Below are 26,253 nucleotides of genomic sequence, written 5' to 3'. Positions count from 1 at the left end.
CTAAGGTTTTTTTGTTTGATTCGCGATTATGCATCAACTCATTTTTAACGAAGGGATGCTGGCTTGACATGCAGCCTTAATAGCCACCATATTGGATTGGTTAATCGATAAATTCGTTAGACAATATGAGGCAATTATGAAGAACAAGAAGCCATCCTGGGTCACCTATTTTGCTCTAGCAACAGTAGGTCTTGCAGGAACGGGAATTTCCTCGACGGCATTGGCTCAAGATCCATACACGGTGGGTATTGAAGCCTCTTTTCCACCTTGGGCATATGTAGAAAGTGGTGAGTTCAAGGGCATTGCCATCGATGCGATGAGTGCAATTGCTGAAGATCAAGGCTTTGAGATTGAATTTCAGGACATGCCTTTCCCTTCTCTGATTCCAGCGCTGGCGGCTCAAAAAATTGATATATTGGCGACCGGACTGACTGTGACAGAGGAGCGGGCAGGGGCTATCGATTTCAGTATACCCTGGTGGGAAACCAACGATGTTGTGTTGGTTCCTGAAGACTCTGACGCCAATGTCTTTACGGCAGTCTGCTGTGGCGCTAGTGTCGGCGTTCAAGGTGGTTCGTCCCAGCAGGCATGGATGGAAGAGAACGTTATCAACAATAGCGATGTTGACGTTTCTCTCTCCAAGTACGACAGCTATGTGACCGCTGTCGATGACATGGCGATCGGCAGGATTTCATCGGTCATCGTGGACGATACGTCGGCTCAGGAATATATCAACTCTGGCCGACCGGTAAAGATGGCTGGCAAGATCTATATTCGTGCTCCTTTGGCGCTGGCTGTCACCAAGGATGATCCGCAGGAGGTCCTTGGAAAGTTGAACCAGGGTATCATGAATATTTATGACTCTGGTGAGTGGCAGGAAATCGTAAGCAGCTATATCCCCGGGGTTGTGGCGCCTGCCATTCCTGGCCATATGCCGGATTTCGTAGATACCTATGACAAGCCGGTGAGTGGACTTCCCGAGCTCGGAAACGAATAAATCTGGCGTTATATTGCTGTAGGCGCTTCCTCGACCGGAAGCGCCTTTTTTCATCGGGGCCGATGTCATGGATATCTATGATGTACTTATTAGAGACTTTCCCTTTCTTTTGAAAGGGCTGGGGGTCGCGATTGTCCTCTTGCTCTGTCTTTTGGTTATAGGTTTATTTCTTGGCCTGGCTATATGCTTGATACAGCTGTACGGGCCACGTTCTCGTTTTGTTCAGTGGCCGCTGATCGTCTACGAGCGAATTTTTCGTGGTATTCCAATCATTATAATGCTGTTCATTTTTTTCTATGGACTATCTGGTGTATACGATATCTCCGCTTTCGCTGCGGCAGTTTTGGCAATGGGGCTAAGATCTGCTGCTTATCAATCTCAGATTTTTCGTAGTGCCTTCCAGTCTGTTCCTGAGGGCCAGATGCTGGCTGCGAGGGCGATGGGAATGTCTAGTTCCAAGGCGATTGCATATATCGTTTTACCTCAAGCCATACGACACGCAATAGGGCCTTGGACAAACGAGTTTTCATCTCAGATAAAGGAAACGTCGCTTGCGTACGTGATCGGTGTTGTCGAACTGACGCGTCAAGCTCACTATATAATTACCAGTACCCAAGGAAACGTCCTCATCGTATTTGCGGTAGTCGCCCTTCTCTATTTTATTCTAAATAGAGCCGGGAATAGTGCCCTTTATGCTTTTGAAAGGAAGTTGTCGGTTCCGGGGTTCGAAAAATAAGATGAGAGATAATGATATGGACAGCGATCTGGTTCTCGATGTAAAAGGTGTGAAGAAAAGCTATGGCGGTGTAGAGGTCCTGAAAGGTATCAGCTTTTCTCTTCATCGGGGTGAAACAAAAGTTCTTATTGGTCCATCCGGATCAGGAAAAAGTACGCTTTTGCGCAGTATCAACCATCTCACTCACCCCGACGATGGCAAGGTCTACCTCAAGGGAGAAGAAGTCACCGACAGTAATATCGACAAGATGCGGGCGCGGATCGGCTTTGTTTTCCAGGATTTTAACCTGTTCTCCCATCTGACCGTCTTGGACAACGTACGAATTTGCCAAATCAGGGTAAATGGAGTCGAGCGAGATAAGGCGACTCGTCGCGCCTACGAGGAGTTGGAGCGAGTGGGGTTGTCGGACAGGGCAGATGCTTATCCGGCAGAACTCTCGGGTGGTCAGCAGCAGCGTGTGTCTATTGCAAGGGCGCTGGCGATGGACCCTGACGTGCTGCTGTTTGATGAACCTACATCAGCGTTGGACCCGGAGTTGACGGGGGAAGTGGTCAAAGTCATGCAGCAACTCGCCAGTGACGGGATGACGATGGTCGTGGTAACTCACGAGATGAGTTTTGCACGTCAGGCTGCCGACGAGATCATCTTTATGGAGAAGGGCTATATCGTTGAGCAGGGTGACCCTCAGACCCTGTTCACAGGCGCAGAGAATGAGCGAACCAGGGCTTTCCTCAACGTCATCGCAGAGCATGGGTGAGCGCTATGATGGATTTTTTGAGCTTTGGCCTTGAGTGGCTGCCGCAACTCCTCACAGGGGTTCCGATCACCCTCGCCCTCTGGGCGATTGCGATCACGCTCGGTTTCTTTCTCGGGCTTGCGCTGTGTTGGGCGCGTGTCTACGGCGGGCGAGTCTGGTACTGGATCAGTACCGCATATATAGAGCTTTTTCGCGGGACGCCGATGCTGGTCCAGATGTTCTTTATTTATCTGGGTCTCCCCCACGTAGGCATTGTCTTTGATGCTTTCACCTCCGCGGTGATCGCCATCACCTTGAACAGTGCCGCCTACCAGGCTGAGTACTTTCGTGGTTCGATCCTGTCGGTGCCTTCAGGGCAATTGACCGCCGCAAGGGCGTGCGGGATGAGCAAATGGCAGGCTATCCGACACGTCATGTTGCCGCAGGCGTTACGGCGGGTGATACCTCAGTGGTCCAACGAAGCGATCATCGAGCTCAAGTTCACTTCCATTGCCTATACCATCGGCGTGGTTGAGATTACGGCAATTGCTCAGGATATCGGCTCGCGAACATTGGACTTTTTCCACGTGTTTCTTTGGGCGGGGATCATCTATCTTGTGCTGACGTCCAGTGTGGCAAGCCTGCTTGGCTGGGTCGAGCGGAAGACCTGGGTGCCTGGGGTGACCACTCAGTGAGCCCGAGAGGCGTCTGGAGCCTCGCAGTGCACCAGTAGTGAGCTAGCGAAGTCGCTACATCAAGCGCCCCTGGTGAGCAAGTGGTTGCTTACCAGGGGCGCGTCTGTTCTGGCGACGTCGCCTCAGGCGGTGGCGAGGGGCGCCGGGCGTTCCAGGGTCAGCAGGGTGTCCTGGTCGCGCAGTCGATAGAGGGTGTAGCAGGCGGCCAGCATCGGCAGGGCGGCGAAGAACAGCATATGGCCGAAGGGATCGGTCACCATCGCCGGGATGGTCACCAGTGTCGAGACGCCGTGTACCAGCAGCACGCCACCATAGCTTATGCGCTTGAAGCTGCCGCTGACGAAGGCCAGGATCAGCACCAGTTCGAGCACACCTAGCGCCACCACGACGGCGGTGCCGACGCCGGCGATGCCGAAATACTTGTCCATGATCCCGCTGCCCTGGCTTGGATTGATGAACTTGCTCAGGGTCCAGACCAGCAGTACCAGAAAGATGCCGATACGCATCGCCAGCAGCCCGCCCTTGAGGCCCGCCATCTCGTTTCCTTCAGTGTGCATCTGAGCTTCCTTGGTCGTCTTCTAGGGGATGGCGCTCGATGGGCGAGCGCCGTGGGAGGCTGTGTCGCATCTGAAAGCGGGACCTTACAGCCAGAAGAAAACTTTTCGTGCAGGAGCAGGGAAGGGGCCAGGCCATGTGCCGAGCCACCGAAAACGGAGGGTCTCAGCCGGCTGCCCCCCTGGGAGCTACTCGGGCGGGGCTTACTCGGATGGGGCTTACTCGGGCGGAGCTAGCTCGGACGGGGACTACTCGCGGGGGGCTACTTTGACCGGGCCTACTTTGACCGGGCCTGCTCGGACGGGGCCTGTGGCGCGGCGCAGCCTTTGAGGTGGTCGACGAACTGGCGCACCTTGGCGAGCTCGCCCAGGTGCTCGGGATAGACCAGGTAGTAGGCGTCGGGACCGCGCAACAGGGTGGGCCAGGCGGGGACCAGGGCGCCGGCTTCTAGTTCATGGTCGATCATGAAGCGTGGAATCAGGGCAAGGCCGCCGCCGGCCATGACCGTGCGAATCAGCGTCTGAAAGGTTTCGAAGCGGATACCGTGGTAGCTGCGATCGGTGCGAATGCCCTGTTCGTCGAACCAGCGGTGCCACGCGTCGGGGCGGGTCGACAGGTGCAGCAGCCGGCAGTTGGCCAGATCGGCGGGGCTGACGATGCGCTGGCGCGCCAGATAGCCGGGTGCGCCGACCGCCATCACCTCTTCCTCGAACAGCTTGTGACATTCGAGGTTGGGCCAGCTGCCGTGGCCGTGGAAGATCGCTATGTCGATGCCTTCGTTTTCCAGATCGAAGGTCTCCACGCGGTCGGACAGGTGCAGGGTGATACCGGGGTGAGCCTCGAAGAAGGCCGGTAGCTGCAGCGACAGCCAGCGCGTGCCGAAGGTGGGAAGCGTGGCCACCTTGAGCACGTCACCGTGGCCGCTGTAGGTCATGATGGCGTTGGCCGACATCTCGAGGTGGGCCAGGATCTTGCGCACCTCGGTCAGGTACAGCGAGCCCTCCGGCGTCAGCACCAGGGTGCGCCTGAGTCGACGGAAGAGCTTGTGCTGAAGGTAGTCCTCGAGCTGGGCCACCTGCTTGCTGATGGCGCTCTGGGTGATGCTCAGCTCATCCGCCGCCCGGGTGAAACTCAGGTGCCGGGCGGCGGCTTCGAAACACTGAAGCGTGGTGGTCGAGGGGAGATGACGGGCCTTCATCGAACGCTGACTCCAGCGTAAAAAACCGCCATTCTACCCCAACCGAGGAACTACCGCTGTTGCCGGTACGTTTTTCGAAACGACCTCCTGCTGAGGTGCTCATTTAAGTTCCCGGCGGCCACTGGGCTACCGGGAACAGGGGCGCCCAGAACAGGGCCGCCGGGAACTGGCGCTCATCGACACCGTCGCCGTCAGCGCTGGGCCGACGTTGCCGTATCCAGCGGCGCCTCGGGGCGGCGTGACTGCCACAATGCCACCAGCGCCAGGGCCACCAGCCCCAGGCTGCTGGTGATGGGGGCCGGGGCCACCATGGCCAGGCCCGCTGCCAGCAGCACCGCCCGCTCCCACATCAAGGCATCACGCACGAAGTGGCCGATCAAAGCGGCGCTTACGCCGACCAGGCCCACCAGCAGGAAGCCGACATCGCGTACCAGGCCCAGCGGTGTGGCGTCGATCATCACCAGCGCCGGGTTGTAGATCAGCGCGTAGGGGATGATGAAGGCGCCGATGGCCAGTTTCAGCGCCGTCACTCCGGTCTTCATCGGATTGGCCCCGGCAATCCCTGCGCCGGCGTAGGCCGCCAGGCAGACCGGTGGCGTGATGTCGGCCACGATCCCGAAGTAGAACACGAACAGGTGCACCGCCATGGGCGCCAGGCCGAACTCGTTGATCAGCGCCGGCGCGGCGATGGTCGCGGTGACGACGTAATTGGCGGTGGTCGGCAGGCCCATGCCCAGCACGATGCAGGCCAGCATGGTGAAGATCAGGGCGAGGATCAGGGTGCCGTCGGCCAGGCTGATGATGCCAGCGGCGAACTTGGCGCCCAGCCCGGTCATGCCCACCACCCCGGCGATGATGCCGGCGGTGGCCACCGCGGCGATCACCGGCAGCGCGACCCTGGCGCCCTTGTCCAGCAGGCGTACCAGGTCGGCAAGCGACGGTCGGGTCTCCTTGCGCAGCAGGCTGACCGCCAGTGCTGCGGCGATGCCCAGCAGGGCGGCACGCTGGGCGGTGAAGCCGACGCTGACGGTGGTCACGATCACCGCCAGCGGAAGCAGCATGTATCCCTGACGCATCAACAGCTTGCGCTTGCTGGGAAGCTGGTCCTTGGGGATGCCCAGGATACGGCTGCGCTTGGCCTCGAAGTGCACGCCGATAAAGATACCGGTGAAGTACATCAGCGCCGGTATCAGTGCGGCGTACATGATCTCGCGATAGGACACGCCGACGTACTCGACCATGATGAAGGCGGCCGCGCCCATCAATGGCGGCATGATCTGCCCACCGGTGGAGGCCGACGCCTCGGTGGCGGCGGCGACCTCGGGACGGAAGCGGGCATTCTTCATCATCGGAATGGTGAAAGAGCCCGAGGCCACGGTATTGCCGACCGAGCTGCCCGAGATCATGCCCTGCAGCGAGCTTGCGATCACCGCCGCCTTGGCGGTCCCGCCGGTGAAGCGACCGGTGGCGGCGAAGGCGAGGTCATTGAAGAAGCGGCCGACCCCGGTCTGGATCAGTACCACGCCGAAGAACAGAAACAGGAAGATGAACTTCGCCGAGATCTGCAGGGGCGTGCCGAACACGCCGCTTTCGCGGAACCACAGATAGGGAGCGACCTGCTCGAGCGAGAACCCGGGGTGGGACAGCAGCGCCGTTGGAATATGGTTGCCCAGCAGAGCATAGGCCAGCGCCAGCAGGGCCACGATCACGATGGGCAAGCCGACGGTGCGACGCGTCGCTTCCAGCACGAACAGCACACCGGCGCCGGCCACGATCAGGTCCAGGGTGGAATAGCCGGTGATGCGGGCGCGCAGCACCTCGTCGTAGAACAGGATCTTGTAGTAGGCGCCAAAGGTGGCGGTGAAGGCCAGTACCACGTCGTACCAGGGCACCGCTCGGCGGGCGCGCTCGCCGCGACAGGCGGGGAATAGCAGGAAGATCATCCCGAGCGCGAGGCCCAGGTGTACCGCCCCTTGCTGTTGCGATGGCAGGGTACCGAAGTAGCCGGTATAGAGGTGAAAGGATGTCAGCGCGATGCCGAGCAGCGACACCGCCCAGCCCCAGCGGCCCAGGTGAGCGCGAACGCTGGACTCCCGGTCGTACTTCTCGAGCAATTGCCGAGGGGCATCGGCCGTTGTTTTTTCGACCATGGCGTGAATCTCCCGATGATCGCCAGGCGCCGACACGCCGGCGCCTGACGATGACATGGTTTACTTGGCGAGGTCGTCGAGGCTGGTGATACCGCTGTCTTCGCGGGTCACGATCTGGATGACTTCCGGATAGATGTGGCCGATAAAGGCGACGTTGCCGATGGCGTTGTCGTCGAACTCACCGTTGCCGGATACCGCGTCCTTGGCCGGTGCATGCACGGTCATGCCCAGGTCCATGCGGTCGTCACGTATGCTGACGAGGTTCTCGATGGAGGCGCCGGTCTCGATGTTGGTGAAGTTGGCCCCGTCGAGATAGTTGTTCCAGATGGTGGCCATCTCGCCACCCAGCGGGTAGTAGGTGCCGCCCTGGCTGCCGGTACCGAGGATGTACTCGCTCTTGTCGCCCTGGATCTCGAGCTGAGCCACCGGGTTGCTCACCTCCAGTCCCTGCTCTTCGTAGTAGCGTTTGGCACCCGGATGGATCGGGATGCCAGCCGAGCCGTTCAGTGCGTTCTCCAGGGTCATGAAGGCGGACTGGGCGTGGGTGTTTTCTTCGGCCTTCTCGTGCATCAGGCGAGCCAGTTCATAGCCAAGCTCCTCGTCGATGCTGTGGGTGTTGCCCACCAGCACGGCGTAGGCGGTCACCGTGGTCACGTCCTGGTCAAGAAACTCGTAGCTGTCCTGGGGGATGACGAAGCGACGGTACTCGCTATTGGCTTCGATATAGTCCACCGCGTCGTCGCTCAGGCCGATCATGCGAACGTCACCGGCGGCTGCCTGAAGGTTCTCGATGCTTCCGGACGGCAAGCCGAGGATGCCGATCGACAGGTCAATATTGCCGTCCTGGACACCGTCGAGCGCCGCGCCGAAACCTTCCTGATAGGCGCTGTAGTCATCTTCCTTCACCCCGTGGGCGTCGAGCAGCAGCTTTGACACCAGTTGGGTGGTGCTGGCGGGCGGGCCGATCGCCACGTTCGGGGTAGAGGAGGCGCCGTCGCTGCAGGCGCTGAGAAGAGTGGATGCGGCGATGGCGATCGCGGCCGGCTTCAGGGGATGAGTCATGTGACGTTCCTGTCGTTGAGGTGATGTCGTGGCTCTCTGGCCATGTTTTTTTGGCTATTGTCGCTGGCGCAAGCAGAGCGGCGGGCATTGTTACCACGAGCCTTTATCACCCACAAAAGAAATCTAATACTCGATCTATTCCTTTTGCTCATTTACGTGCCGATGCCGCAGTTTTTCGAGAGGATATCGACGCGCCTGGTATTCATTTCTGGAATGCATAAGACGCTTTTTTTCGTTTGAAGAGCTCCAGTGCCGCTGGTTACATCGTCGTCCTGAATTCCTCGACGATTCGACAGGTACCGGACATGGACTTTCCTCACGTCAGCGCCTCGCTGGGCATCGTTCACCCCTTGTGTGTGGAGCATGGGCGCAACGCCGAGCTATGGGACGAGAACGGTCGACACTACGTCGACTTTATCGGCGGCATCGGCGTGCTCAATCTGGGGCATGGACATCCGGCGGTGGTGGAAGCGGTGAAAGCCCAGGTGGATCGGCTGATGCATTCCGCCTTTAACGCCTTGCCCCACCGTGGCTATCTGGAGGTGGCCCAGGCGCTCGATGCCTTCGTGCCAGTGTCCTACCCGCTGTCGTGCATGCTGACCAACTGCGGTGCCGAGGCGACCGAGAATGCCCTCAAGGTGGCGCGAGGGGCGACCGGTCGTCAGGCGGTCATCGCCTTCGATGACGGTTTTCACGGCCGCACCCTCGCGGCGCTCAACCTCAACGGCAAGGTCAAGCCCTACAAGACCGGGCTCGGCAGTCTGCCGGGGCCGGTGTATCACTTGCCGTTCCCGAGCCGGGACAACGATGTCAGCACCGAGCAGGCCATACACGCCCTCGACCGTCTGCTCGAGGTCGAGCTGCCCGCTGACGAGATCGCCGCTATCATCGTCGAACCGGTGCAGGGCGAGGGCGGCTTCCGCCTGCTCGATGCGACCTTCGCCGCGCACCTTCGCGAATTCTGCGACCGCCACGGCATGGCGCTGATCTTCGATGAGATCCAGTCCGGATTCGGGCGTACCGGTAGGCGTTTTGCGTTCACCCATTTGGGCGTCGAGCCTGACCTGCTGTTGATGGGCAAGAGCATGGCGGCGGGGCTGCCGCTGGCGGCGGTGGCCGGCAAGTCCCGATTCATGGATGCCCTGCCCAAGGGTGGGCTCGGCGGTACCTATTCCGGTAACCCGGTGGCCTGTGCGGCGGCTCGTACGGTGATGGAGGTGATGAGCGAGACGCGCTTGGCGGGCTGGAGCGAGGCCCAGGAGTCACTGATCGTGGCGACCCACGCCCGCCTGAAGGAGCGCTTTCCGATGGTGGGGGCCTTGACCGGGGTAGGTGCCATGCGCGGCATCGTGTTCAACGATACCGCGGGGGCCAGCGGCGCCGAGCACCTGGCCGCGTTGCTGGCCGCCGGACGCGAGGCGGGGGTGCTGTTGATGCCGAGTGGGCGTCGCCGCAACGTGCTGCGCCTGCTGGCCCCGCTGACCGCAGAGCCTGAGGTGTTGAGAGAAGGTATGGCGCGGCTGGAGCGCGCGTTGGCGACGCTCACGCCATGATTGCCCGGATCGCCCTCCGTGATGACGCCCGCCACGACTCCCGCCACCACGCCTGGAATGATGCGGGGATGGACGTGGCCACGAGCTATCGGCGTTTTCTCGAAGCCCTGGTGGGCCAGGGCTTCGAAGGGGAGGTCGCCCCTGACTACGCCAATCGCACGGTGCTGGCCACCGACAATTCGATCTACCAGCGCCTGCCCCAGGCGGTGCTCTATCCTCGCGGGACCGAGGATCTGGTGCGTATCGCCGAGCTGGCGGGGCGCGAAGCTTTCCGCCAGGTGGTGCTGGCGCCCCGGGGAGGAGGCACCGGCACCAACGGGCAATCCCTGACCGATGGTCTGGTCGTGGATGTGTCGCGGCACATGAACGCCATCCTCGAGATCGACGTGGCACGCCGCCGGGTGCGCGTCCAGGCCGGGGTGGTCAAGGATCAGCTCAACGCCGCGCTCAAGCCCTACGGACTGTTCTTTGCCCCTGAGCTGTCCACCTCCAACCGCGCCACCCTCGGGGGCATGATCGCCACCGATGCCAGCGGCCAGGGCAGCTGCGAGTACGGCAAGACCCGCGATCATGTGCTGGAACTCGAGAGCGTTCTGCTGGGCGGCGAGCGCCTGGTCAGCCGGCCAGTGGACGAGTTCGAGCTGGCGGCGCTGTGCGCTCGCAAGGACGGTGTGGGCCGCGTGCACCGCGTCGTCCGCGACATTCTCGAGTGCGAAGGTGAGCGTATCGACGAGACCTTTCCGCCGCTCAATCGCTGCCTCACCGGTTACGATCTTGCCCATCTGACCACGGCGGATGGCCGCTTCGACCTCAACAGCGTGCTGTGCGGCGCCGAGGGTTCGCTGGCCTTCACCAGCGAGGCGGTGCTCCGGGTGCTGTCGATCCCGGCCCACTCGACCCTGGTCAATGTTCGCTACGCCGGGTTCATGGAGGCGCTGGGTGACGCTCGGGCGTTGATGACCAGCGACGCTGCACCCACTTCCATCGAAACGGTGGACGAGCGGGTGCTGGAGCTGGCCCGTGGTGACTATGTCTGGGACTCGGTCAGCGAGTTCTTCCCCGATGCCGGCGATATCCGGACCCAGGGCATCAACCTGGTCGAGTTCAACGATGATGATCCGGCACGGCTGGGGCGCCGGGTCGAGGCCTTTTGCCGGTATCTGGACCAAGACTCGAGTGTCAGGCGTCTGGGCCACACCTTGGCCCAGGGACGCGAGGCGATTACCCGGGTTTATGCCATGCGCAAGCGCGCGGTGGGGTTGCTGGGCAATGTGGCCGGCGAGAGGCGTCCGCTGCCCTTTGTCGAGGACACCGCCGTGCCACCCGAGCACCTGGCCGACTACATCGCGGAATTTCGCGCCTTGCTCGACGCCAGGGGGCTTGAGTACGGGATGTTTGGGCACGTCGATGCCGGGGTCCTGCACGTGCGTCCGGCTCTGGACATGAAGGACCCCGCCCAGGTGGCATTGATTCGCGAGATCACCGATGAGGTCGCTGAGCTGACGCACAAGTACGGTGGGTTGTTGTGGGGCGAGCATGGCAAGGGCATTCGCTCGGAGTATGCCCCGGCCTTCTTCGGGCCGCTCTACCCCAGCCTGCAACGGCTCAAGGGCGCCTTCGACCCCTGCAATCAGCTCAACCCAGGCAAGATCGCGACACCGCTCACTGATCCCCCCACCGATCCGCTCGACCACGCCGACCAGACGACGGGCCGTGAGAGCGACCCGGGGCTGCTCGCGGTGGATGGGGTGGCGTTGCGTGGTCAGTTCGATCGCCAGATCGACGAGCGGGTGTGGCAGGCCTACGGCGAGGCGGTGTACTGCAACGGCAACGGCGCCTGCTACAACTACCATCCCGACGACGCCATGTGCCCTTCGTGGAAGGCGACGCGGCAGCGCATCCACTCACCCAAGGGGCGTGCCAGCCTGATGCGTGAATGGCTACGCCAGCAGCAACTGGCGGGTGTCGATGTGCTGGACGTGTCCCGGCGGCTGCGCAAGCGCAGCGCCTGGGCGGCGCTCAAGGCCTTCCCCGCAAGGCTGGGGCGAAGCCTAGGGCGCCGTCGCGGCGAGCGAGACTTCTCGCATCAGGTGCATGAGGCCATGGCCGGCTGTCTGTCGTGCAAGTCCTGCGCCGGCCAGTGTCCGATCAAGGTCGATGTACCGAGCTTCCGGGCGCGTTTCCTCGAGCTCTATCACAGCCGCTACCTGCGCGCGCCGCGGGACTACCTGGTCGGGGGGCTGGAAGTCATGCTGCCGACACTTTCGCGGTTTGCGCCGCTGTACAACGCCACGCTGCGAATACCAGGAGTTTCGTGCCTGATGGCCGGTGTGTTCGGTGTGGTCGACAGTCCGCGGCTGTCGCCAGAGCGCCTTGATGGTTGGCTCGATCGCCATGGGGTCGAGCGGGCCACGCCAGAGGCGCTCAAGCGCCTGGACGAGGCGGAAAAGGCGCACAGCGTGGTGCTGGTACAGGACGCCTTCACCAGCTACTTCGAATCCCGTCTGGTGATGGATACCGTCGAGTTGCTGGAAGGGCTCGGGGTGAGGGTGTTCGTGGCCCCCTATGGCCCCAACGGCAAGCCGCTGCATGTCCAGGGCTTTCTCGGAGCCTTCGAACGCACCGCCGCAAGGCAGGCCGAGCGCCTGCGGGCGCTGGCCGAGGCCGGGGTGGCGCTGGTCGGCATCGACCCGGCCATGACGCTGACCTATCGCCAGGAGTACGTGAAGGCACTGGGCGCCGCTGCGGTGCCCCAGGTGCAACTGCTGGGCTCCTGGTTGGCGCAGTGGCTGACGAGCAGGCCGCGAGCGGCGCAACAAGCCGCACGGTCGTCGGTCGTCAAGGACCCGGACTATCGGTTGCTGCTTCACTGCACCGAGGCGACCCATGTGTCCGGGGCGGCCAAGGACTGGCAGCGTCTGTACGAAGCCTTTGGTCTGTCGCTCGAGGTGCTGCAAAGCGGCTGTTGCGGCATGGCAGGTACCTACGGCCATGAAGTGGAGCATCGCCAGACGTCTGCGCTTATCTATGCGCAATCCTGGCAGCCCCGAGTCGAGGATCCGGATCTTCAGGGACGCCTGTTGGCCAGCGGCTATTCCTGTCGCTGCCAGGCTCGGCGGTTTTCTGGCGCCCACTTGCCACATCCGCTTCAGGGGCTACTCGCGTGCTTTAGGCATCGGACCAAGACTGAGTGAGAGTTGCGCCCGTCGTACGCCCGTAGAGCGATGTCTCTCCATTCTTCTGAACCTTGGCTGAACCTTGGCTTAACCATAGCTGGTCCGGCAGCGCGATAGCCCGTGAGCGCTAGCCGGCCAGGTGCTTGGCGGGCCATTGCCAGGGCACCGTTCGGGCACATCTACGCAGCGATCGACACTGGTTCGGGCATGGTGGTCCGGTAAAACTCACCGTCTTGATAGCTCGTAAAATACAAGATGGATGGGAGGAATCTTCTTTCCATATCGCTTCTTTTTTCGACGCTTTATCGCAGCTGCTTTGCCTGAAAAGTCGGTGAAGCAATGATGGGGTCGGAAAGCGTAGAAACTGGGCTAGGCTGTTGTCTTTTCTTGTGCGGAAGTTCACAGGTGAGGATGTTCTATGCCACTTTTTACGATCTCCGGGCTTGACTCGTCGGCCTCTGCCGAGCTCGCCGTCACCTCGCATGCGCTGGCGACCTACTCGCAGACAGACCGTGCGCTCGGGCTTCCCCTTGGACAGATGCTGGTGACCCTGGACAACATCGCAGGACCGGGGACCTTTTCAGCCAATCAGGTCACCAGTGGCCTGCCGGGTGGCTGGCGAGAAGTCTCGGCCAGCGAACTGGGGTTGCCATCCTCTCTGGTGGACGTCGATGGCTACATCACGCTTCAGAGCCCCTTGCTCGGCAATGTCTCCCGTGGCCCCCAGCTCAAGGTCCTGGCCGAGCAGGACGCCCTGGGCAACATCAGCCGCGTCAGCGTGGCCTATGCCGGTACCAATGCCCCGGTAGATATCGTCGACTACTCCTTTCTGAATTCCGGCAAGGAGATCGCGAAGACCATGGCACCCGTGCTGTCCGGGGTGGCGTCGTTCATGGACCAGCATGGGCTTGAGGGTGATGACGCCATCATTACCGGCTATAGCCTGGGTGGGGCGCTGGCCAATATCCAGGCGCGCTTCTCGGATCAGTTGGCGGGCGGGTTCTTCGCTGACAGTCACTATCTTGGCCATGCGTCACCGCTGATCTTCGAAGCCGACAACGTACTCAATATCGGTTTCGAGAACGACGTCATCCATCGTTTCGTCGGTGACCACGAGGATCTGAAGTCGGCGCTCGAGGGCTTCGATGGCTTTCTGGAGAACAGCGATGAGAACTACTCAAGCTCCGTGGACAATCTGGTGCTGTTCGATGCCGTCTACAGCAAGTCGCCCTGGCTGTTGGCCAGCGACAGCGGGCTGAATCCCTTCGCCTGGGGCGCGCATCTCGGTGGCATCACGTCGGACGCGGTCGCGCGCATTGTCTCCTCATCGTTTTATGAGCTGATGAGTCAGGACTGCGTAGTGGTGGTGTCCTCGCTTGGTGCTGCCGGGCGCGCGATACACTGGGTGGGCGACGTCGACTCGCCGACATCCAATCACGCGGGCCAGCCGGCCTTTATTGTCGGCAGTGTCTTTGACGACCTGCTGCGTGACGGCGCGTCCGATGATTACATCGAAGGCTTTGCCGGAGACGACGAGATCCGGGTCTCGACCGGCACCAATCAGGTCGAAGGGGGGCAGGGCACTGACACGCTGCTATTCGAGGGAGAGGCGGACGACTACGAGGTCTACCGGCTGGACGATGGGCGGATTGGCGTGTCCGGCCATGATTCCCTGACCCTGGCGAGCGGCATCGAGCGCATCGAGTTCGAGTACGGCGGCGGCTTTCGCGGTGCCGGTCCCGGCCTGCGCTACGTTATCGAAGACGATCGTCTGGAAGACGAGTTTCGATTCGATTGGTTCGATCGCGATATTGCCTTCGTTGATGCACCTCAGGACGGCCAAGGCGCCGAGTGGTCGAGGGAAGAGGTCTCGCTTGCCGATGCCGGCGATAGCGTCTCCTCGGTCGGGGCCCGTGATGACGCCCTTCACCTTGGTGACCTGTTCGATGACGAGGCTTCCTTCAGCGCTGAATCTTCTCGTGACTCGGGCAACGGCATCTTCGGCTGGCAAGGTGGCGCCATGGCGCTGGCCGGACTCGAGGCTGCCGCCTCCTTTGTCGGATCGGCACTGAGTGGGCATGTGGAACTGCCGGAGGCATGGCAGGCGATTTAAGATCTGCAACAGGGCGCGGCTGGGGCCTGAAAGCGATTCTTCAGACCGTCCGCGCTCGACTTCAGGCCATGACGCCTCATCGGCCTGCTCGACCGACCCCAGCTCAAGCCCCTTGCGGTAGTTGTCCGCCCCCTGCACGCCGATGGCCAGGCAGCGGCACTCGAACACCATCCCTAACCCGTGCACGCCCAATACTGTCCGGTCCCCCGGGCGTCGTTGTTTGTAGCTTCAACTTTAGATGCAACGCCAGGACATGTTCACCAGCGGGAGATGTCGTCGTGATGTCGATCGGCTGGGCACACCATCGTGATGCTGGCGCGCCTCGGGCGGTGAGTACCGTATCGGGTTCTCACTTAGTGGGTTTTGATATTTTCAAAACTTATATCTGGGTTGCGAATAACTGAATTGTACTGGTCTGTGGTCCCCATATTCTGAGGCATAACCAAGAAGGAGCCCCGCTAAGGGTCGATTCCCCTCGGTGCAGATTAAACAAATTTTATAAAGGGCCGATCCCCATGACCGCTATCGCTTCCCATCTCGTCGCTGGCCAGATCGGTGAACCTGCCTCTCCGGGCCATCAGCACGCCTGCCACCGTGCCTCCGGTGTGGCCAGTCGCCAGCTGACGCTGGCGCTCGATACAACAACACAGGAGACAAGTTGATGGCCAACACACCACTGGACGAACCAAAGAAAGGGCCTCTGGACGGCGTGACGGTACTGGACTTCTCGCGGGTGCTTGCAGGGCCCTACTGCACCATGGTCCTGGCGGACCTTGGCGCCCGCGTCATCAAGGTCGAGAAGATCGGCACCGGTGACGACACACGAGAGTTCGGCCCCTTTGTCGAAAACGAAAGTGCCTACTTCAGTTGCTTCAATAGAAACAAGGAAAGCATCGTACTGGACATCAAGTCGCCGCGTGATCGCGAGTTGCTGGAGCGCCTGCTGGACGAGGCCGATGTGCTGGTGGAGAACTTCAGACCCGGGGTCATGGAGCGTCTTGGCTATGGTCCGGAGCGCCTCGCCCAGACCCATCCTCACCTGATCTATTCCTCGATTTCAGGCTTCGGTCACACCGGCCCGTTCAGCGAGTTGCCAGGCTACGACATGGTGGTGCAGGCCATGGGCGGCGTGATGAGTCTGACCGGTTGGCCGGACGGTGAACCGGCCCGAGTCGGTACCAGCTTTGGCGACCTGAGCGCGGCCCTGTTTGCGGCGGTGGGCATCATTTCTTCGCTGTATAGCCGAACCAAGGACGCCCAGGGGACCCGTGTCGATATCGGCATGCTGGACTGCCAGGCGGCGATGATGGAAACGGCGCTGGCACGCTACGACATCGAAGGCGTCGTGCCGAATAGAACCGGTGATTGCCACCCGTCGCTGGCGCCTTTCGAAAGCTTCAAGGCCGAGGATGGCAAGCTGGTCATCGCCGCCGGCAACGACACCCTGTTTCTGCTGATGGCCGATGCCATCGGCGCCTCGCGACTGGCCTTCGATCCCCGGTTCATCACCAATGATCTTCGCTGCCAGAATCGCCCGGCGCTGGTGGAGGAGATGGAGCGCATCCTGACGACCAGGCCCGTGCAGCACTGGGTCGACCTGCTCAACGAGGAAGGCGTTCCCTGCTCGCCGATCAACACCATCGACAAACTGCTCGATCATCCCCAGTTGAAGGCGAGAAACATGATCGTCCAGGTCCAGGGAAGCGCTGGGAAGCCCTTCAGGACAGCGGGCAACCCGATAAAGATGACCGGCAGGGTGGACCTTGGCAGCGATACACCGCTTGTGGCGCCAGGCCTGGGTCAACATCGACAGGCCATTCTCGATGAGTTGATGGCACGTCACGGTTCCTATTGCCTGCCTTCCACGCCAGGGCAAGCCGACAAGGCGCGGTCGGCCAAGGCCGACGCGACATCCTCGGGGCAACGTCGAGGAGCCCAGAGCGATCAAGCAGCGATGGCCAGGCAAGACTCGCGCAAGGCGAGTGGCAGCGCCGCCACCCGGATAAAGGGTGGCCAGTCGGCCTCCGACAAACAGGGTCAAGAACCCGCTCGAGATCTGGGCAAGCGGGTCGGAAAACCATAGTCGTCAGACGCGTTTTTTCATCAGATGTACGCCGCTTGGCGATACCGGGTCGTGAATATCCGGTGTGGCGCGGCGCTGTCAGGTCGCATCACGACCAGGCGAGGTGGCGGCCGCAGGTGGGAGCGTATTGAACCGATACGCAGCTGGTTTACGGGTAACGTCAGGAGACAAGAGATGAACAAGAAGGTCGAAGAACAAACACAGAATGTCGCCTCGGAGGCTTCGTTTGAGGCAGGTGACGGTGAGCCAGAGATGATCGTGGTGGAACGCCGTGAACGGGTCGGGCTGATCATCCTGAATCGCCCGAAAAGCTTGAACGCACTCAATCGCCAACTGGCGGAAGAAACGCTCGCGGTACTGCGCGAGCTGGACGCCGACCCCGGCATCGGTGCCATCGTGATTACCGGTAACCCGAGAGCCTTCGCGGCCGGCGCCGATATCGAGGAGATGGCCGAGAAGTCGTTCACCGATTTCTACATGGATGACTTCCTGGCCCCCTGGGACGAGGTGCGCCAGATTTCCAAGCCCATCATCGCTGCGGTGGCCGGCTTTGCGCTGGGCGGCGGCTGCGAGCTGGCCCTGCTGTGCGACATGATCATCGCCTCCGACGACGCCCAGTTCGGGCAACCCGAGATCAAGCTGGGGATCCTGCCCGGCATCGGTGGCTCCCAGCGACTGGCACGTTCGGTCGGCAAGGCGATGGCGATGGACCTGGTGCTGACCGGTCGCAACATCGGCGCCCAGGAGGCCAAGGAGATCGGGCTGGTGGCGCGAGTCGTGCCGAAGGATGAGCTGATGCAGACTGCCCTCGAGGCGGCGCACACCATCGCAGGCTACAACGCGCCAGCCGTCAAGATGGCCAAGCGAGCGGTCAACGCGGCCTTCGAGACCCCGCTGGCGGAAGGCCTGCGCCAGGAGCGTCTACTGTTCCAGGCGGCCTTTGCCACCGAGGGGCAGAAGGAAGGCATGAATGCCTTCGTCAAGAAGCGTGCGCCGGTCTTCCGCCATCGCTAGACGTCTGCCGAGCTAGCGACGAAAGACGACCAACAGCGTCGAATACAGAGCGTCAATCATTGACCGGGGCAGGAGGGGTGGATGCCGTTTGTGACGATCAATCTAGTGAAAGGGAAGTCGAGAGACTACGTCAGGGCCGTGGCGGATCAGGTTAACGCCGCCGTCATCGATACCATGGGCTTCCCAGACGACGATCGCTATCAGGTGATCAATGAGTGCGAGCCGGAGAACCTGCAGTTGCAACGGCGTGATTCGGATCGCGTCATGATGCACCTGGTGATGCGAAGTGGCCGTCCGGACGCCGACAAGAAGGCGTTCTACGCCAGGGTCGTCGAGTCACTTGCCGAAAACCCCGGCATCCCCCCGCACAACGTCATGATCACCATCACCGAGAACCAGGACATCGACTGGTCGTTCAGGGATGGCGTGGCGCAGTTCTGCGAAGCCTGAAGACGGATGCACCGAGACGACCATGGCCCGCGAATAGCGGGCCATTTTTTAGGCGAATCAGAGGGCCTGCCCGGCTCGTTCGTCCACCGGTTCTCTTCCTTGATTTCTGAACTCTTTGCCAAGGCACTTCAGCAAAGCCCCTCATCAAACCCCTCGCCAAAGCCGCTTGCAAAGTCCTTTATCAAAGGCGCTCACCAAAGCCGCTTTCCCGGGAGTCGGGCTAGAGCGGTCGCCCATCCAGTGAATGCTCCATGATCGCAAGCGTCAGTGTGAAGTGATGCTGGGCGACGCTGAAGGCGTCGTCTGCGCGTCGCTCGAGGATGGCCTGGACCAGTTCACGATGTTCCCGTCTTGCCCTTGGCAATGATTCGGCAGGGTAGGGCTCGGAGCCGAATCCCAGGGTGGCTCGCGCCGTCAGCTGACGTGACTGGGCGACCAGATGGTGATTGTCGGCCATCGCCATGATGCAGTCGTGAAGGCGCTCATCGAGTTGGCGGGCGACGGAGGCGTCGTCGGTGTCGCAGAAGCGGTCCAGCAGCGCCTGCAACGTTTTGGCCTGGGCCTCGTCGTGACGCTCGGCGGCGGTTCTGGCCACCAGCCCCTCCACCAGACAGCGATAGTCGAAGAAGTCCCTGAGCTGGGGCAGCTCCTGTCCGAGGATACGCTGGGCGGTGTTGGGCGAGGCCTCGTCGACCCGTTTGAAGGTGACAAAGGTACCGCCATCACGACCACGGCGGGATTCGATCAGGCCAAGCTCGCCCACGATCTTCAAGGCGCCGCGGACGGTGACGCGACTGACCCCCTGGCGCTCCGCCAGGTCGCGCTCCGGCGGCAGGCGATCCCCGGGGGAGTAAGCGCCGATGGCGATCGCCGTCACGATCCGGTCCGCCAGCTCCTGGGTGGCAGAGCGGGCGCCGCCGGCGCCTGGCAGGTCGGTTCGAGACGGTTCAAGCATAGGATTCTCTCCAAAAGGTATTGTCACAATACCTTTAAGTGTGATTTTCTAAAAATGAAGCGGTCAACGTCGCTGTGTCAGGCGCACTGTCGCCGGTCGCGAGCCGCGTCCGGGTCTACCGGCGGGTTCGAGTATACACGGCGCCGTCAGATTCTTGACCGGCCAAGGGAATGCACAGCAAGAGGCCGCCCAGTGTCGCCACGCAGGCAGCCTCGCCCCCGGTGGACGTCTACGACCGCTCGATGGCGGGAGATCCCCGCCTTGCCAACTACAACAAGAGGAGGTCACCGATGAGTGACAATACCCTGGAGAGTCTGGGCTACACCCAGGAACTCTCACGAACGCTCAAGCTGAGAGATCTGGTGATCTACGGCCTGATCTTCATCGTGCCGATTGCTCCCTTCGGAATCTTCGGCCACGTCATGAGCGCCAGCGGTGGCATGATCGTCACCGCCTATGTCATCGGCCTTGTTGGGATGCTGTTTACCGCCATCTGCTACTCCCAGATGGCCAAGGAATTCCCGGTAGCAGGCTCGGTGTACTCCTACGTGTCCCGCGGGGCGGGCAGCTTTGCCGGCTTCGTTGCGGGCTGGATCATGCTGCTGGACTACATCCTGATTCCGGCGCTGCTGTACGTGGTGGGGGCGCTGGCGATTCACGACATCTTCCCGTCGCTGTCACCGATCCTGCTGGTGGTGGCCTTTGTCGTATTCAACACCTACATCAATATTCGCGGCATCAGCTTTACCGCCGCCTTCAACCGCTGGATGCTGGTGGCCGAACTGCTGGTGCTGGCGGTGTTTCTGGTGGTGGGGGTGGTGGCCATCAGCAATAACGTCAACGGTGCGGTCTTCTCGATGGCCCCGGTCTACGATGCCGATGACTTCTCGCTGGGGCTGATCATCTCTGCGGTGCCGATCGCGGTGCTCAGTTTTCTCGGCTTCGATGGCATCTCCACCCTGGCAGAAGAGGCCAAGGGCGGTGGCAAGGCGGTCAGTAAGGCGATCTTCCTGGTGCTTTTGATCATCGGTGGCCTGTTCATCGCCCAGACCTGGGTGGCGGCGCTGATCCAGCCCGATCCCGCCTCGTTCAACAATCTCGACACCGCCTTCTATGAAACCGCACGTATCGCCGGGGGCGGCTGGCTGGCGGTGCTGACCGCCGCGACCACCGCTATCGCCTGGGGTGTCGCTGACTCCCTGGTGGCCCAGATCGCGACCGCGCGAATCCTCTACAGCATGGGCCGTGATCGGCTGCTGCCGGCGCCGCTGGCTCGCGTTCACCCGCGCTTCAAGACGCCCTACGTCAGTGCGCTGCTGGTCGGTGCCGTGTCCATCGTCGCGGGGATCGCCTTCATGCAGCAGCTGGCGTTGTTGACCTCCATCGTGACCATCGGCGCCTTGACCGCCTTCATCATTCTGAACATCACCACGCTCTACTATTTCGTGTTCAAGAAGAAGGCCGCCAATCCCTTCCTGCATATCCTGTGTCCGCTGCTCGGCCTGGCCGTGGTCGGCTACATCTGGAGCGGGTTCGAGTCCTATACCGTGCTGATCGGGCTGGCCTGGGCGGTTGTCGGTGTCGGCGTCTACGCCTTTGCCAAGCGCGGTGGACGTGCCGTGCAGATGGAAATCTAAGGCTTGCCTGAAAAGTGCCTGCGCTAGTCGATGTTGAGAACAGCGCCCAGGGCCAATTGAAAACACTCGAGGCGTCGGTCGGCGGAGACGACCGGCGCCTCGAGGTGGAGACACAAGAATGAAGATCAAGACGATACACGACGTTCATCACTGTTTTGACCACGCCCTCGAGCCGCAGGAAACGATCAGTTCCGGTGATACTCGGCGCTTCGATATTCTCGATGCCAGCGGTGGCTTGATTACCCGACACAGCCAGGCCGACGCGCTGACCCGACTGCCGGCAGGGGAGCTCAATCCGGTGTGTGGCCCCCTCTATATGGAGGATGCTGAACCCGGCGATGTGATCGAGGTGGAACTGGTCGACTTCGAACCGGGGCAGTGGGGCTGGACGGGGCTGATCCCGGGTTTCGGGCTGCTGGCCGACGATTTCACCTCGCCCTGGCTCAAGGTGTCGGAGTACGACAGCGAGTCGGTGTACTTCGACGAGGACATCGTGATTCCGTTTCGGCCCTTCGCCGGTACCATCGGGCTCGCGCCTGCCGAGCCGGGGCAGCACTCCATCGTGCCGCCGCGCATCTGCGGCGGCAATCTTGACATCCGCGACCTGGTAAAGGGAGCTCGGCTGTACCTGCCGGTGCAGGTCAAGGGAGGACTTCTGAGTATCGGCGATACCCACGCCTGCCAGGGCGACGGAGAGGTCTGCGGAACCGCGGTAGAGACCCGCATGGCCGCCACGGCCACATTGCGTCTGCACAAGGCGGGCAATATTCCTGCGCCGATGTTCGACGTGCCGCCGGGAGCGTCGAGCGAGGAAGATGCGGGCTTTCTGGTCACCACCGGGGTGGGGCCGGAGCTGATGCAGGGCGCCCGTGACGCGGTGCGCTTCATGATCGATCGGTTGCACCGTCAGGCCGGCATGGATGAGCAGCTGGCCTACGCGCTTTGCAGCGTGGCAGGGCGGCTACGGGTCAGCGAGATCGTCGATCAGCCCAACTGGGTGGTGTCCTTCTACATGCCTCGGTCGATCTTCCGCTCGAAGAGTCTCAGAGCCATCTAGGTGTATGATCCCGGGTTGGGCTGAACTGACCTTTCCGTTCGTCAGAACGTAGGGTCAGGCCCGCGGGCCTGACCAATAACGCCGGGTGTTGTGGCACCCGGCGTTGTCGTCATGACGTCACTTCGGCTCGCTCGGCGGCCACCTGCGCAAGGACTTCCTGGTAGTTCTCGACGCCCTGGGCGCCGGTGACCAGGTAGCGGCGGTTGAACACCATGGCGGGTACCCCGCTGATGCCCTGCTGTTGCCAGAAGGCCTGGCGCTGTCGTACCGATTCGCCACGCTCGCCCGACTCGAGCATCGCCACGACCTCGTCGCAGTCATGGCCGAGACTCGCCGCCACATCGGCCAGTACGTCGATTCGGTGGAGGTCGCGGCGCTCGGTGAAGAAGGCGCTAAACAGGGCCTGCTTCATGCGGTGGCCTTCATCTGGAGAGCGCTGCTCCGCCCAGTCGATCAACTGGTGGGCGCGGAAGGTATTCACCATGCGCATGTCATCGGTGTAGTTGAAGGTGAAGCCGAGGTCGGCGCCCATCTGGGTGAGCCGTTCCCGTGCGCTGCGCGAGTCCTCATCGCTGGTGCCGTACTTGGCGGCGATATGCTCGCGCAGGTTTTCGCCTTCCTCGCCCATCTGCGGATTGAGCTCGAAGGGGTGCCAGTGCACTTCGATGTCTATCCCGCTCTGGCGCGCCGCCTCGGCGAGCTGGCGGTAGCCGATGATGCACCAGGGGCAGACGACGTCGGAGACGATGTCGACGGTGATGGTGGTGTCGCTGTCGTGGCTATCTGGGGATGTGGGCATGTCGGCCTCTACTCCTGAAGAAAGGTGTCCCGGGTTGGTCGTTAGCAGGGCAACCAACCTTACAGGCCCCGGGACACGATCAACAGGGGCGCCCAGGCTTTATTCGAAAAGTCGACGAGCGAAGGTTAGACAAGGCAAAAATCGGTGAGACAGCGCAGTTTACGGGGTGTAAATGAGCATGTTGATCCGATTTTTAACGCCGTATTACCGAGCGCAGGCACTTTTCGGACAAGCCTTAGATGAGGCGATCCCATAGCCCATCCTGATACTCCCTGGCACTGGCCTCGAAGCTGTCCGGGTAGACATTGCGGAAGCGGTGCTCGTCCAGCGGGATCAGTCGTGCCATCTCGTCGATCATCGCCGCCGGGTCCTGCTGCAGGTCGTCGCCGGCAAACTGCTGCTGCACCGAGCGAATCGGTTTTTCAGGGGTGAAGCAGGCGTCGGGGTCGTACCACTGGTCCAGGGTGTTGTACATGCGGTCGTTGAAGCCGGTGCGGAAGGGGCCGGGGTTGAGGGTGGCCACCTTGACGCCCAGCGGGGCGAGCTCTTCGTAGAGCAGTTGCGCCATGCCTTCGAGGGCGTGCTTCGAGGCGACGTAGGGACCGAGGTAGGGGAAGGTGGTGAAACCAGCGATGGAGGAGGTCAGTACGATCTTGCCCTTGCCTCGCTCGACGAACTCGCGGGCGTAGGGCTGCACGAATTCCAGGGTCGAGAAGACGTTGGTCTCGAACACCCGGCGTACCCGGTCCACCGGGATCTCGGCCAGCGGGCCGGTCTCGCCGATGGCGGCGTTGGCCACCACGATATCGACCTGGTGTCCGTAGCTGGAAAACACCGCGTCCCGATCGCGCTTGTCGGTGATATCGAGCTTTTCGACGGTTAGCGTCAGTTCCTGCTGCCGGGCCTTTTCCTTGAGCGAGGTGACCTGGGGCCAGATCTCCGTGGTGGCGATGACCTTGTGTCCCGCCCTGGCCAGGGCCAGTGCCGTACCTTCGCCGAGTCCGCTGCCGGCGCCGGTGATCAGAATGGTCTTCATCATCGTGCTCCTGTCTGGGAAAAGGAACGGTCGCGGCACGCCTGGGCGTAGCGCCTGGCAAGGCCATTGGGCGCTTGCCACTGGGCGCTTGCCTCTGGGCATTTGTCAGCCCGGGACCCTAACGTGCCGCGGCGGCGCTGCTCAACCATCGCGCCAGCATCGCGTCGGCACCCTGGCCCGTATCCTGGCCAACATCATGGCCAGCATCGTGATCAGGGCGGCCGACCGTCGCCACCGCGAGTCCCAGCGTGCTGCCGAGGTCATGTCACGATGATGACGCTTCGGTGTCGGGGACCGTCGATCGACGATCCTTGTGCACTGCCCTTGCCTGCGAGTGTGGCCTGCGGTCCTGTCGACCCAGCGGGACCATCATCGGGCGGCCGCTGACGGGATCGGCGAAGACGTGGCTGTCCAGTCCGAATACCTCCCTGACCATGGTGGTGGTCATCACCTCACTGGCCGGGCCGCTTGAGTAGACCTTGCCGGCGGCCATGGCGATCAACTCATCGGCGTAGCGCGCGGCAAGGTTGAGCTCATGCAGCACCATGACGATGGTGGTGCCGCGCTGGCGGTTGAGGTCCTCGAGCAGATCGAGCACCTCGACCTGGTGATGGATATCGAGATAGGTGGTGGGTTCGTCGAGCAGCAGCACCTCGGTGCGCTGGGCCAGGGCCATGGCGATCCACACCCGCTGGCGCTGGCCGCCCGACAGTTCCTCCAGCACACGCTCGGCGAGGCCGGTGGTGTCGGTGGCTTCCAGCGCCTCGCTGACGGCGTCATCGTCTTCGCGGCTCCAGCGCTGAAACATGCCCTGGTGGGGGTGGCGGCCACGGCTGACCAGCTCCAGCACGGTGATGCCTTCAGGGGCGAGTGGCGCCTGAGGCAGCAGGCCCAGGCGCTGGGCCAGGCGCCTGGCGGGCAGCCGGTGCAGGTCGTGGCCGTCGAGCAATACCTGGCCGCGCTGCGGCGCCAGCAGGCGTGACAGCGAACGCAGCAGGGTCGACTTGCCGCAGGCGTTGGCGCCGACGATGGCGGTGATACCCGCTGGCTTGACCTCCAGATCGATGTTGTCGAGGACCGCTCGGTCACGGTAGCCGGCGGTCAGGCCTCGGGCACTGAGTCGGGTAGGCGTCATCAGGTGGATCCTCGGGCGTTGTCGCGCATGACGAGGGTAATCAGGTAGGGGGCGCCGATCACGCCGGTGACCACCCCCACGGGATAGCGGGCCGGCAGCAGATGCTGGCCGATAAAGTCACCCAGCAGCACGAACAGGGCGCCGACCAGGGCAGCGGGGATCAGCACCGAGCCGTTGTGACGGATCAACCAGGCGGCGACCGGGCCGCTGAGGAAGGCGACGAAGGCGATCGGCCCGGTCACCGCGGTGGCAAAGGCGACCAGCCCCACCGCCGCGACCACGATGCCCAGGCGGGTGAGCGACAGCCTGACACCGAGCCCCCGGGCCATGTCATCGCCCAGGCGCATCGCCTCCAGGTCCCTGGCGAAGTGAAGTAGCGGCAGGCCAAGCACGATCAGCGCCAGCAGCAGGGGCAGGCTCTGATCCAGGTGCACGCTGTTGAGGCTGCCGGTCATCCAGCGCATGGCCTCCTGCAGTGGCCAGGCCGGGGCCTGGGTCAGCAGGTAGGCGATGGCGCTCTGGAGCATGGCGGCGAGGCCGATGCCGGTCAGAATCAGGCGGGTATCGGCGACGCCGCGGCGCCACGACAGGGCATAGATCAGCACGGCGACGCCAAGACCGCCGACGATGGCCACCAGTGCCACCGGAGCGCCACGCAGCGACAGCATGACGATGGCGAAGACCGCCGCTGCGCTGGCGCCGGCGCTGATACCGATCACGTCGGGGCTGGCCAGCGGATTGCGCAGCATGGTCTGGAAGGCGGCGCCGCCGAGGCCGAAGCAGGCCCCGGCCAGCACAGCAATCAGCGCCCGGGGTAGCCTCAACTCCATCAGGGTGAAGGAGGCGCCGGGTACCTGCTCGCCGGACAGCACCGCGATCACCGTGGCAGGGTCGATCCACGACTGGCCCAGCATCAGGGTGAGGCAGACCCCGGCAAGCAGCGCACACAGCAGCAGCGCAATGATCCGCCGGCGCTGGCGTTGGCGTTGCCGTCGCAGTTGCCTGACGGTCGACGGCGTGGACCTTGCTTGGGTGGACCTTGCTTGAGAGGACGTCGCTCGGGGGGACATGGCTTGAGAGGACGTCGCTCGGCAGGACATGGCTTGAGTGGCCGTC

The 26,253-nt window shown here is 62.2% G+C and carries 21 protein-coding genes; 12 read left to right on the top strand and 9 right to left on the bottom strand.

Going from position 1 to position 26,253, the window contains the following annotated elements:
- Nucleotides 1–136 precede the first annotated feature (136 nt).
- The 4 genes from NFH97_RS02180 (at nt 137) to NFH97_RS02165 (ending at nt 3,164) form a co-directional block, all read left to right on the top strand.
- Nucleotides 137–997, top strand: coding sequence for a transporter substrate-binding domain-containing protein (locus tag NFH97_RS02180; RefSeq protein ID WP_349624349.1), 861 nt, complete (start codon nt 137–139; stop codon nt 995–997).
- Between the two features lie 67 nt (nt 998–1,064).
- Nucleotides 1,065–1,733: an amino acid ABC transporter permease gene (locus NFH97_RS02175; RefSeq protein ID WP_349624348.1), complete on the top strand. Its 669-nt coding sequence runs from the start codon at nt 1,065–1,067 to the stop codon at nt 1,731–1,733.
- A 16-nt stretch (nt 1,734–1,749) separates the two neighbouring features.
- Nucleotides 1,750–2,490 carry an amino acid ABC transporter ATP-binding protein gene (locus NFH97_RS02170; protein ID WP_156088599.1) on the top strand — a complete coding sequence of 247 codons (741 nt, stop codon included), beginning with the start codon at nt 1,750–1,752 and terminating at the stop codon, nt 2,488–2,490.
- A gap of 5 nt (nt 2,491–2,495) precedes the next feature.
- Nucleotides 2,496–3,164 carry an amino acid ABC transporter permease gene (locus tag NFH97_RS02165; RefSeq protein ID WP_349624347.1) on the top strand — a complete coding sequence of 223 codons (669 nt, stop codon included), beginning with the start codon at nt 2,496–2,498 and terminating at the stop codon, nt 3,162–3,164.
- A 122-nt stretch (nt 3,165–3,286) separates the two neighbouring features.
- Here the strand turns inward: NFH97_RS02165 and NFH97_RS02160 are convergent, their stop codons facing one another.
- The 4 genes from NFH97_RS02160 to NFH97_RS02145 form a co-directional block, all read right to left on the bottom strand.
- Nucleotides 3,287–3,721, bottom strand: a complete 435-nt coding sequence (locus tag NFH97_RS02160) for a hypothetical protein (protein WP_349624346.1) — start codon at nt 3,719–3,721, stop codon at nt 3,287–3,289.
- Between the two features lie 275 nt (nt 3,722–3,996).
- On the bottom strand, nt 3,997–4,917 hold the full coding sequence (locus tag NFH97_RS02155; protein ID WP_349624345.1) for a LysR substrate-binding domain-containing protein: 921 nt from the start codon (nt 4,915–4,917) through the stop codon (nt 3,997–3,999).
- Between the two features lie 191 nt (nt 4,918–5,108).
- Nucleotides 5,109–7,067 (bottom strand): TRAP transporter permease, encoded by a 1,959-nt coding sequence (locus NFH97_RS02150; RefSeq protein ID WP_108131682.1) that lies wholly within the window; start codon nt 7,065–7,067, stop codon nt 5,109–5,111.
- A 60-nt stretch (nt 7,068–7,127) separates the two neighbouring features.
- Nucleotides 7,128–8,129, bottom strand: coding sequence for a TAXI family TRAP transporter solute-binding subunit (locus tag NFH97_RS02145; protein ID WP_108131683.1), 1,002 nt, complete (start codon nt 8,127–8,129; stop codon nt 7,128–7,130).
- A 305-nt stretch (nt 8,130–8,434) separates the two neighbouring features.
- On the opposite strand from NFH97_RS02145, the gene NFH97_RS02140 reads away from it, so the two are divergent.
- From NFH97_RS02140 to NFH97_RS02115, 6 genes are all read left to right on the top strand, one after another.
- Nucleotides 8,435–9,682, top strand: coding sequence for a 2-aminoadipate transaminase (locus NFH97_RS02140; protein ID WP_349624344.1), 1,248 nt, complete (start codon nt 8,435–8,437; stop codon nt 9,680–9,682).
- A 68-nt stretch (nt 9,683–9,750) separates the two neighbouring features.
- A complete protein-coding gene (gene ydiJ / locus NFH97_RS02135; RefSeq protein WP_349625488.1) occupies nt 9,751–12,876 on the top strand; it encodes a D-2-hydroxyglutarate dehydrogenase YdiJ in 3,126 nt (1,041 codons plus the stop codon).
- A gap of 400 nt (nt 12,877–13,276) precedes the next feature.
- Nucleotides 13,277–14,971, top strand: coding sequence for a hypothetical protein (locus NFH97_RS02130; RefSeq protein WP_349624343.1), 1,695 nt, complete (start codon nt 13,277–13,279; stop codon nt 14,969–14,971).
- 661 nt (nt 14,972–15,632) lie between these two features.
- Complete coding sequence (locus NFH97_RS02125; RefSeq protein ID WP_349624342.1) at nt 15,633–17,054, top strand: CaiB/BaiF CoA transferase family protein; 1,422 nt, start codon at nt 15,633–15,635, stop codon at nt 17,052–17,054.
- Nucleotides 17,055–17,228: 174 nt separating this feature from the next.
- A complete protein-coding gene (locus NFH97_RS02120; protein WP_502878686.1) occupies nt 17,229–18,068 on the top strand; it encodes an enoyl-CoA hydratase-related protein in 840 nt (279 codons plus the stop codon).
- 81 nt (nt 18,069–18,149) lie between these two features.
- Nucleotides 18,150–18,518: a tautomerase family protein gene (locus NFH97_RS02115; protein WP_124802326.1), complete on the top strand. Its 369-nt coding sequence runs from the start codon at nt 18,150–18,152 to the stop codon at nt 18,516–18,518.
- A gap of 220 nt (nt 18,519–18,738) precedes the next feature.
- On the opposite strand, the gene NFH97_RS02110 is transcribed toward NFH97_RS02115, so the two are convergent.
- The gene (locus NFH97_RS02110) at nt 18,739–19,473 is read right to left on the bottom strand and encodes a FadR/GntR family transcriptional regulator (RefSeq protein ID WP_108449868.1); all 735 of its coding nucleotides are present in this window, start codon (nt 19,471–19,473) and stop codon (nt 18,739–18,741) included.
- 290 nt (nt 19,474–19,763) lie between these two features.
- Here NFH97_RS02110 and NFH97_RS02105 point away from each other — a divergent pair, with 290 nt between their 5' ends.
- Together NFH97_RS02105 and NFH97_RS02100 are read left to right on the top strand one after the other, a co-directional pair.
- Nucleotides 19,764–21,110 carry an APC family permease gene (locus NFH97_RS02105; RefSeq protein ID WP_108449869.1) on the top strand — a complete coding sequence of 449 codons (1,347 nt, stop codon included), beginning with the start codon at nt 19,764–19,766 and terminating at the stop codon, nt 21,108–21,110.
- A 118-nt stretch (nt 21,111–21,228) separates the two neighbouring features.
- Nucleotides 21,229–22,167, top strand: a complete 939-nt coding sequence (locus NFH97_RS02100) for an acetamidase/formamidase family protein (protein ID WP_349624341.1) — start codon at nt 21,229–21,231, stop codon at nt 22,165–22,167.
- 109 nt (nt 22,168–22,276) lie between these two features.
- On the opposite strand, the gene NFH97_RS02095 is transcribed toward NFH97_RS02100, so the two are convergent.
- The 4 genes from NFH97_RS02095 to NFH97_RS02080 form a co-directional block, all read right to left on the bottom strand.
- Nucleotides 22,277–22,966, bottom strand: coding sequence for a DsbA family oxidoreductase (locus tag NFH97_RS02095; protein ID WP_349624340.1), 690 nt, complete (start codon nt 22,964–22,966; stop codon nt 22,277–22,279).
- Between the two features lie 235 nt (nt 22,967–23,201).
- Nucleotides 23,202–24,002, bottom strand: a complete 801-nt coding sequence (locus NFH97_RS02090) for an SDR family oxidoreductase (protein WP_349624339.1) — start codon at nt 24,000–24,002, stop codon at nt 23,202–23,204.
- 265 nt (nt 24,003–24,267) lie between these two features.
- Nucleotides 24,268–25,137: an ABC transporter ATP-binding protein gene (locus NFH97_RS02085; protein WP_349624338.1), complete on the bottom strand. Its 870-nt coding sequence runs from the start codon at nt 25,135–25,137 to the stop codon at nt 24,268–24,270.
- Nucleotides 25,137–26,207 (bottom strand): FecCD family ABC transporter permease, encoded by a 1,071-nt coding sequence (locus tag NFH97_RS02080; RefSeq protein WP_349624337.1) that lies wholly within the window; start codon nt 26,205–26,207, stop codon nt 25,137–25,139. Before NFH97_RS02080 ends, NFH97_RS02085 begins: the two co-directional genes overlap by 1 nt.
- Nucleotides 26,208–26,253: the final 46 nt, after the last annotated feature.

The sequence above is a fragment of the Halomonas sp. SCS19 genome (assembly GCF_040147015.1).
Lineage (GTDB): Bacteria > Pseudomonadota > Gammaproteobacteria > Pseudomonadales > Halomonadaceae > Halomonas > Halomonas litopenaei.
Note: the sequence above shows the minus strand (reverse complement) of the source record. Positions and strands in the feature narration are given on the sequence as shown.

Bases quoted from the DNA above. Each gene is read 5' to 3' on its own strand.
- NFH97_RS02180 (WP_349624349.1), top strand. From the start codon at position 137: ATGAAGAACAAGAAGCCATCCTGGGTCACCTATTTTGCTCTAGCAACA.
- NFH97_RS02175 (WP_349624348.1), top strand. From the start codon at position 1,065: ATGGATATCTATGATGTACTTATTAGAGACTTTCCCTTTCTTTTGAAA.
- NFH97_RS02170 (WP_156088599.1), top strand. From the start codon at position 1,750: ATGGACAGCGATCTGGTTCTCGATGTAAAAGGTGTGAAGAAAAGCTAT.
- NFH97_RS02165 (WP_349624347.1), top strand. From the start codon at position 2,496: ATGATGGATTTTTTGAGCTTTGGCCTTGAGTGGCTGCCGCAACTCCTC.
- NFH97_RS02160 (WP_349624346.1), bottom strand. From the start codon at position 3,721: ATGCACACTGAAGGAAACGAGATGGCGGGCCTCAAGGGCGGGCTGCTG.
- NFH97_RS02155 (WP_349624345.1), bottom strand. From the start codon at position 4,917: ATGAAGGCCCGTCATCTCCCCTCGACCACCACGCTTCAGTGTTTCGAA.
- NFH97_RS02150 (WP_108131682.1), bottom strand. From the start codon at position 7,067: ATGGTCGAAAAAACAACGGCCGATGCCCCTCGGCAATTGCTCGAGAAG.
- NFH97_RS02145 (WP_108131683.1), bottom strand. From the start codon at position 8,129: ATGACTCATCCCCTGAAGCCGGCCGCGATCGCCATCGCCGCATCCACT.
- NFH97_RS02140 (WP_349624344.1), top strand. From the start codon at position 8,435: ATGGACTTTCCTCACGTCAGCGCCTCGCTGGGCATCGTTCACCCCTTG.
- ydiJ (WP_349625488.1), top strand. From the start codon at position 9,751: ATGGACGTGGCCACGAGCTATCGGCGTTTTCTCGAAGCCCTGGTGGGC.
- NFH97_RS02130 (WP_349624343.1), top strand. From the start codon at position 13,277: ATGCCACTTTTTACGATCTCCGGGCTTGACTCGTCGGCCTCTGCCGAG.
- NFH97_RS02125 (WP_349624342.1), top strand. From the start codon at position 15,633: ATGGCCAACACACCACTGGACGAACCAAAGAAAGGGCCTCTGGACGGC.
- NFH97_RS02120 (WP_502878686.1), top strand. From the start codon at position 17,229: ATGAACAAGAAGGTCGAAGAACAAACACAGAATGTCGCCTCGGAGGCT.
- NFH97_RS02115 (WP_124802326.1), top strand. From the start codon at position 18,150: ATGCCGTTTGTGACGATCAATCTAGTGAAAGGGAAGTCGAGAGACTAC.
- NFH97_RS02110 (WP_108449868.1), bottom strand. From the start codon at position 19,473: ATGCTTGAACCGTCTCGAACCGACCTGCCAGGCGCCGGCGGCGCCCGC.
- NFH97_RS02105 (WP_108449869.1), top strand. From the start codon at position 19,764: ATGAGTGACAATACCCTGGAGAGTCTGGGCTACACCCAGGAACTCTCA.
- NFH97_RS02100 (WP_349624341.1), top strand. From the start codon at position 21,229: ATGAAGATCAAGACGATACACGACGTTCATCACTGTTTTGACCACGCC.
- NFH97_RS02095 (WP_349624340.1), bottom strand. From the start codon at position 22,966: ATGCCCACATCCCCAGATAGCCACGACAGCGACACCACCATCACCGTC.
- NFH97_RS02090 (WP_349624339.1), bottom strand. From the start codon at position 24,002: ATGAAGACCATTCTGATCACCGGCGCCGGCAGCGGACTCGGCGAAGGT.
- NFH97_RS02085 (WP_349624338.1), bottom strand. From the start codon at position 25,137: ATGACGCCTACCCGACTCAGTGCCCGAGGCCTGACCGCCGGCTACCGT.
- NFH97_RS02080 (WP_349624337.1), bottom strand. From the start codon at position 26,207: ATGTCCCCCCGAGCGACGTCCTCTCAAGCAAGGTCCACCCAAGCAAGG.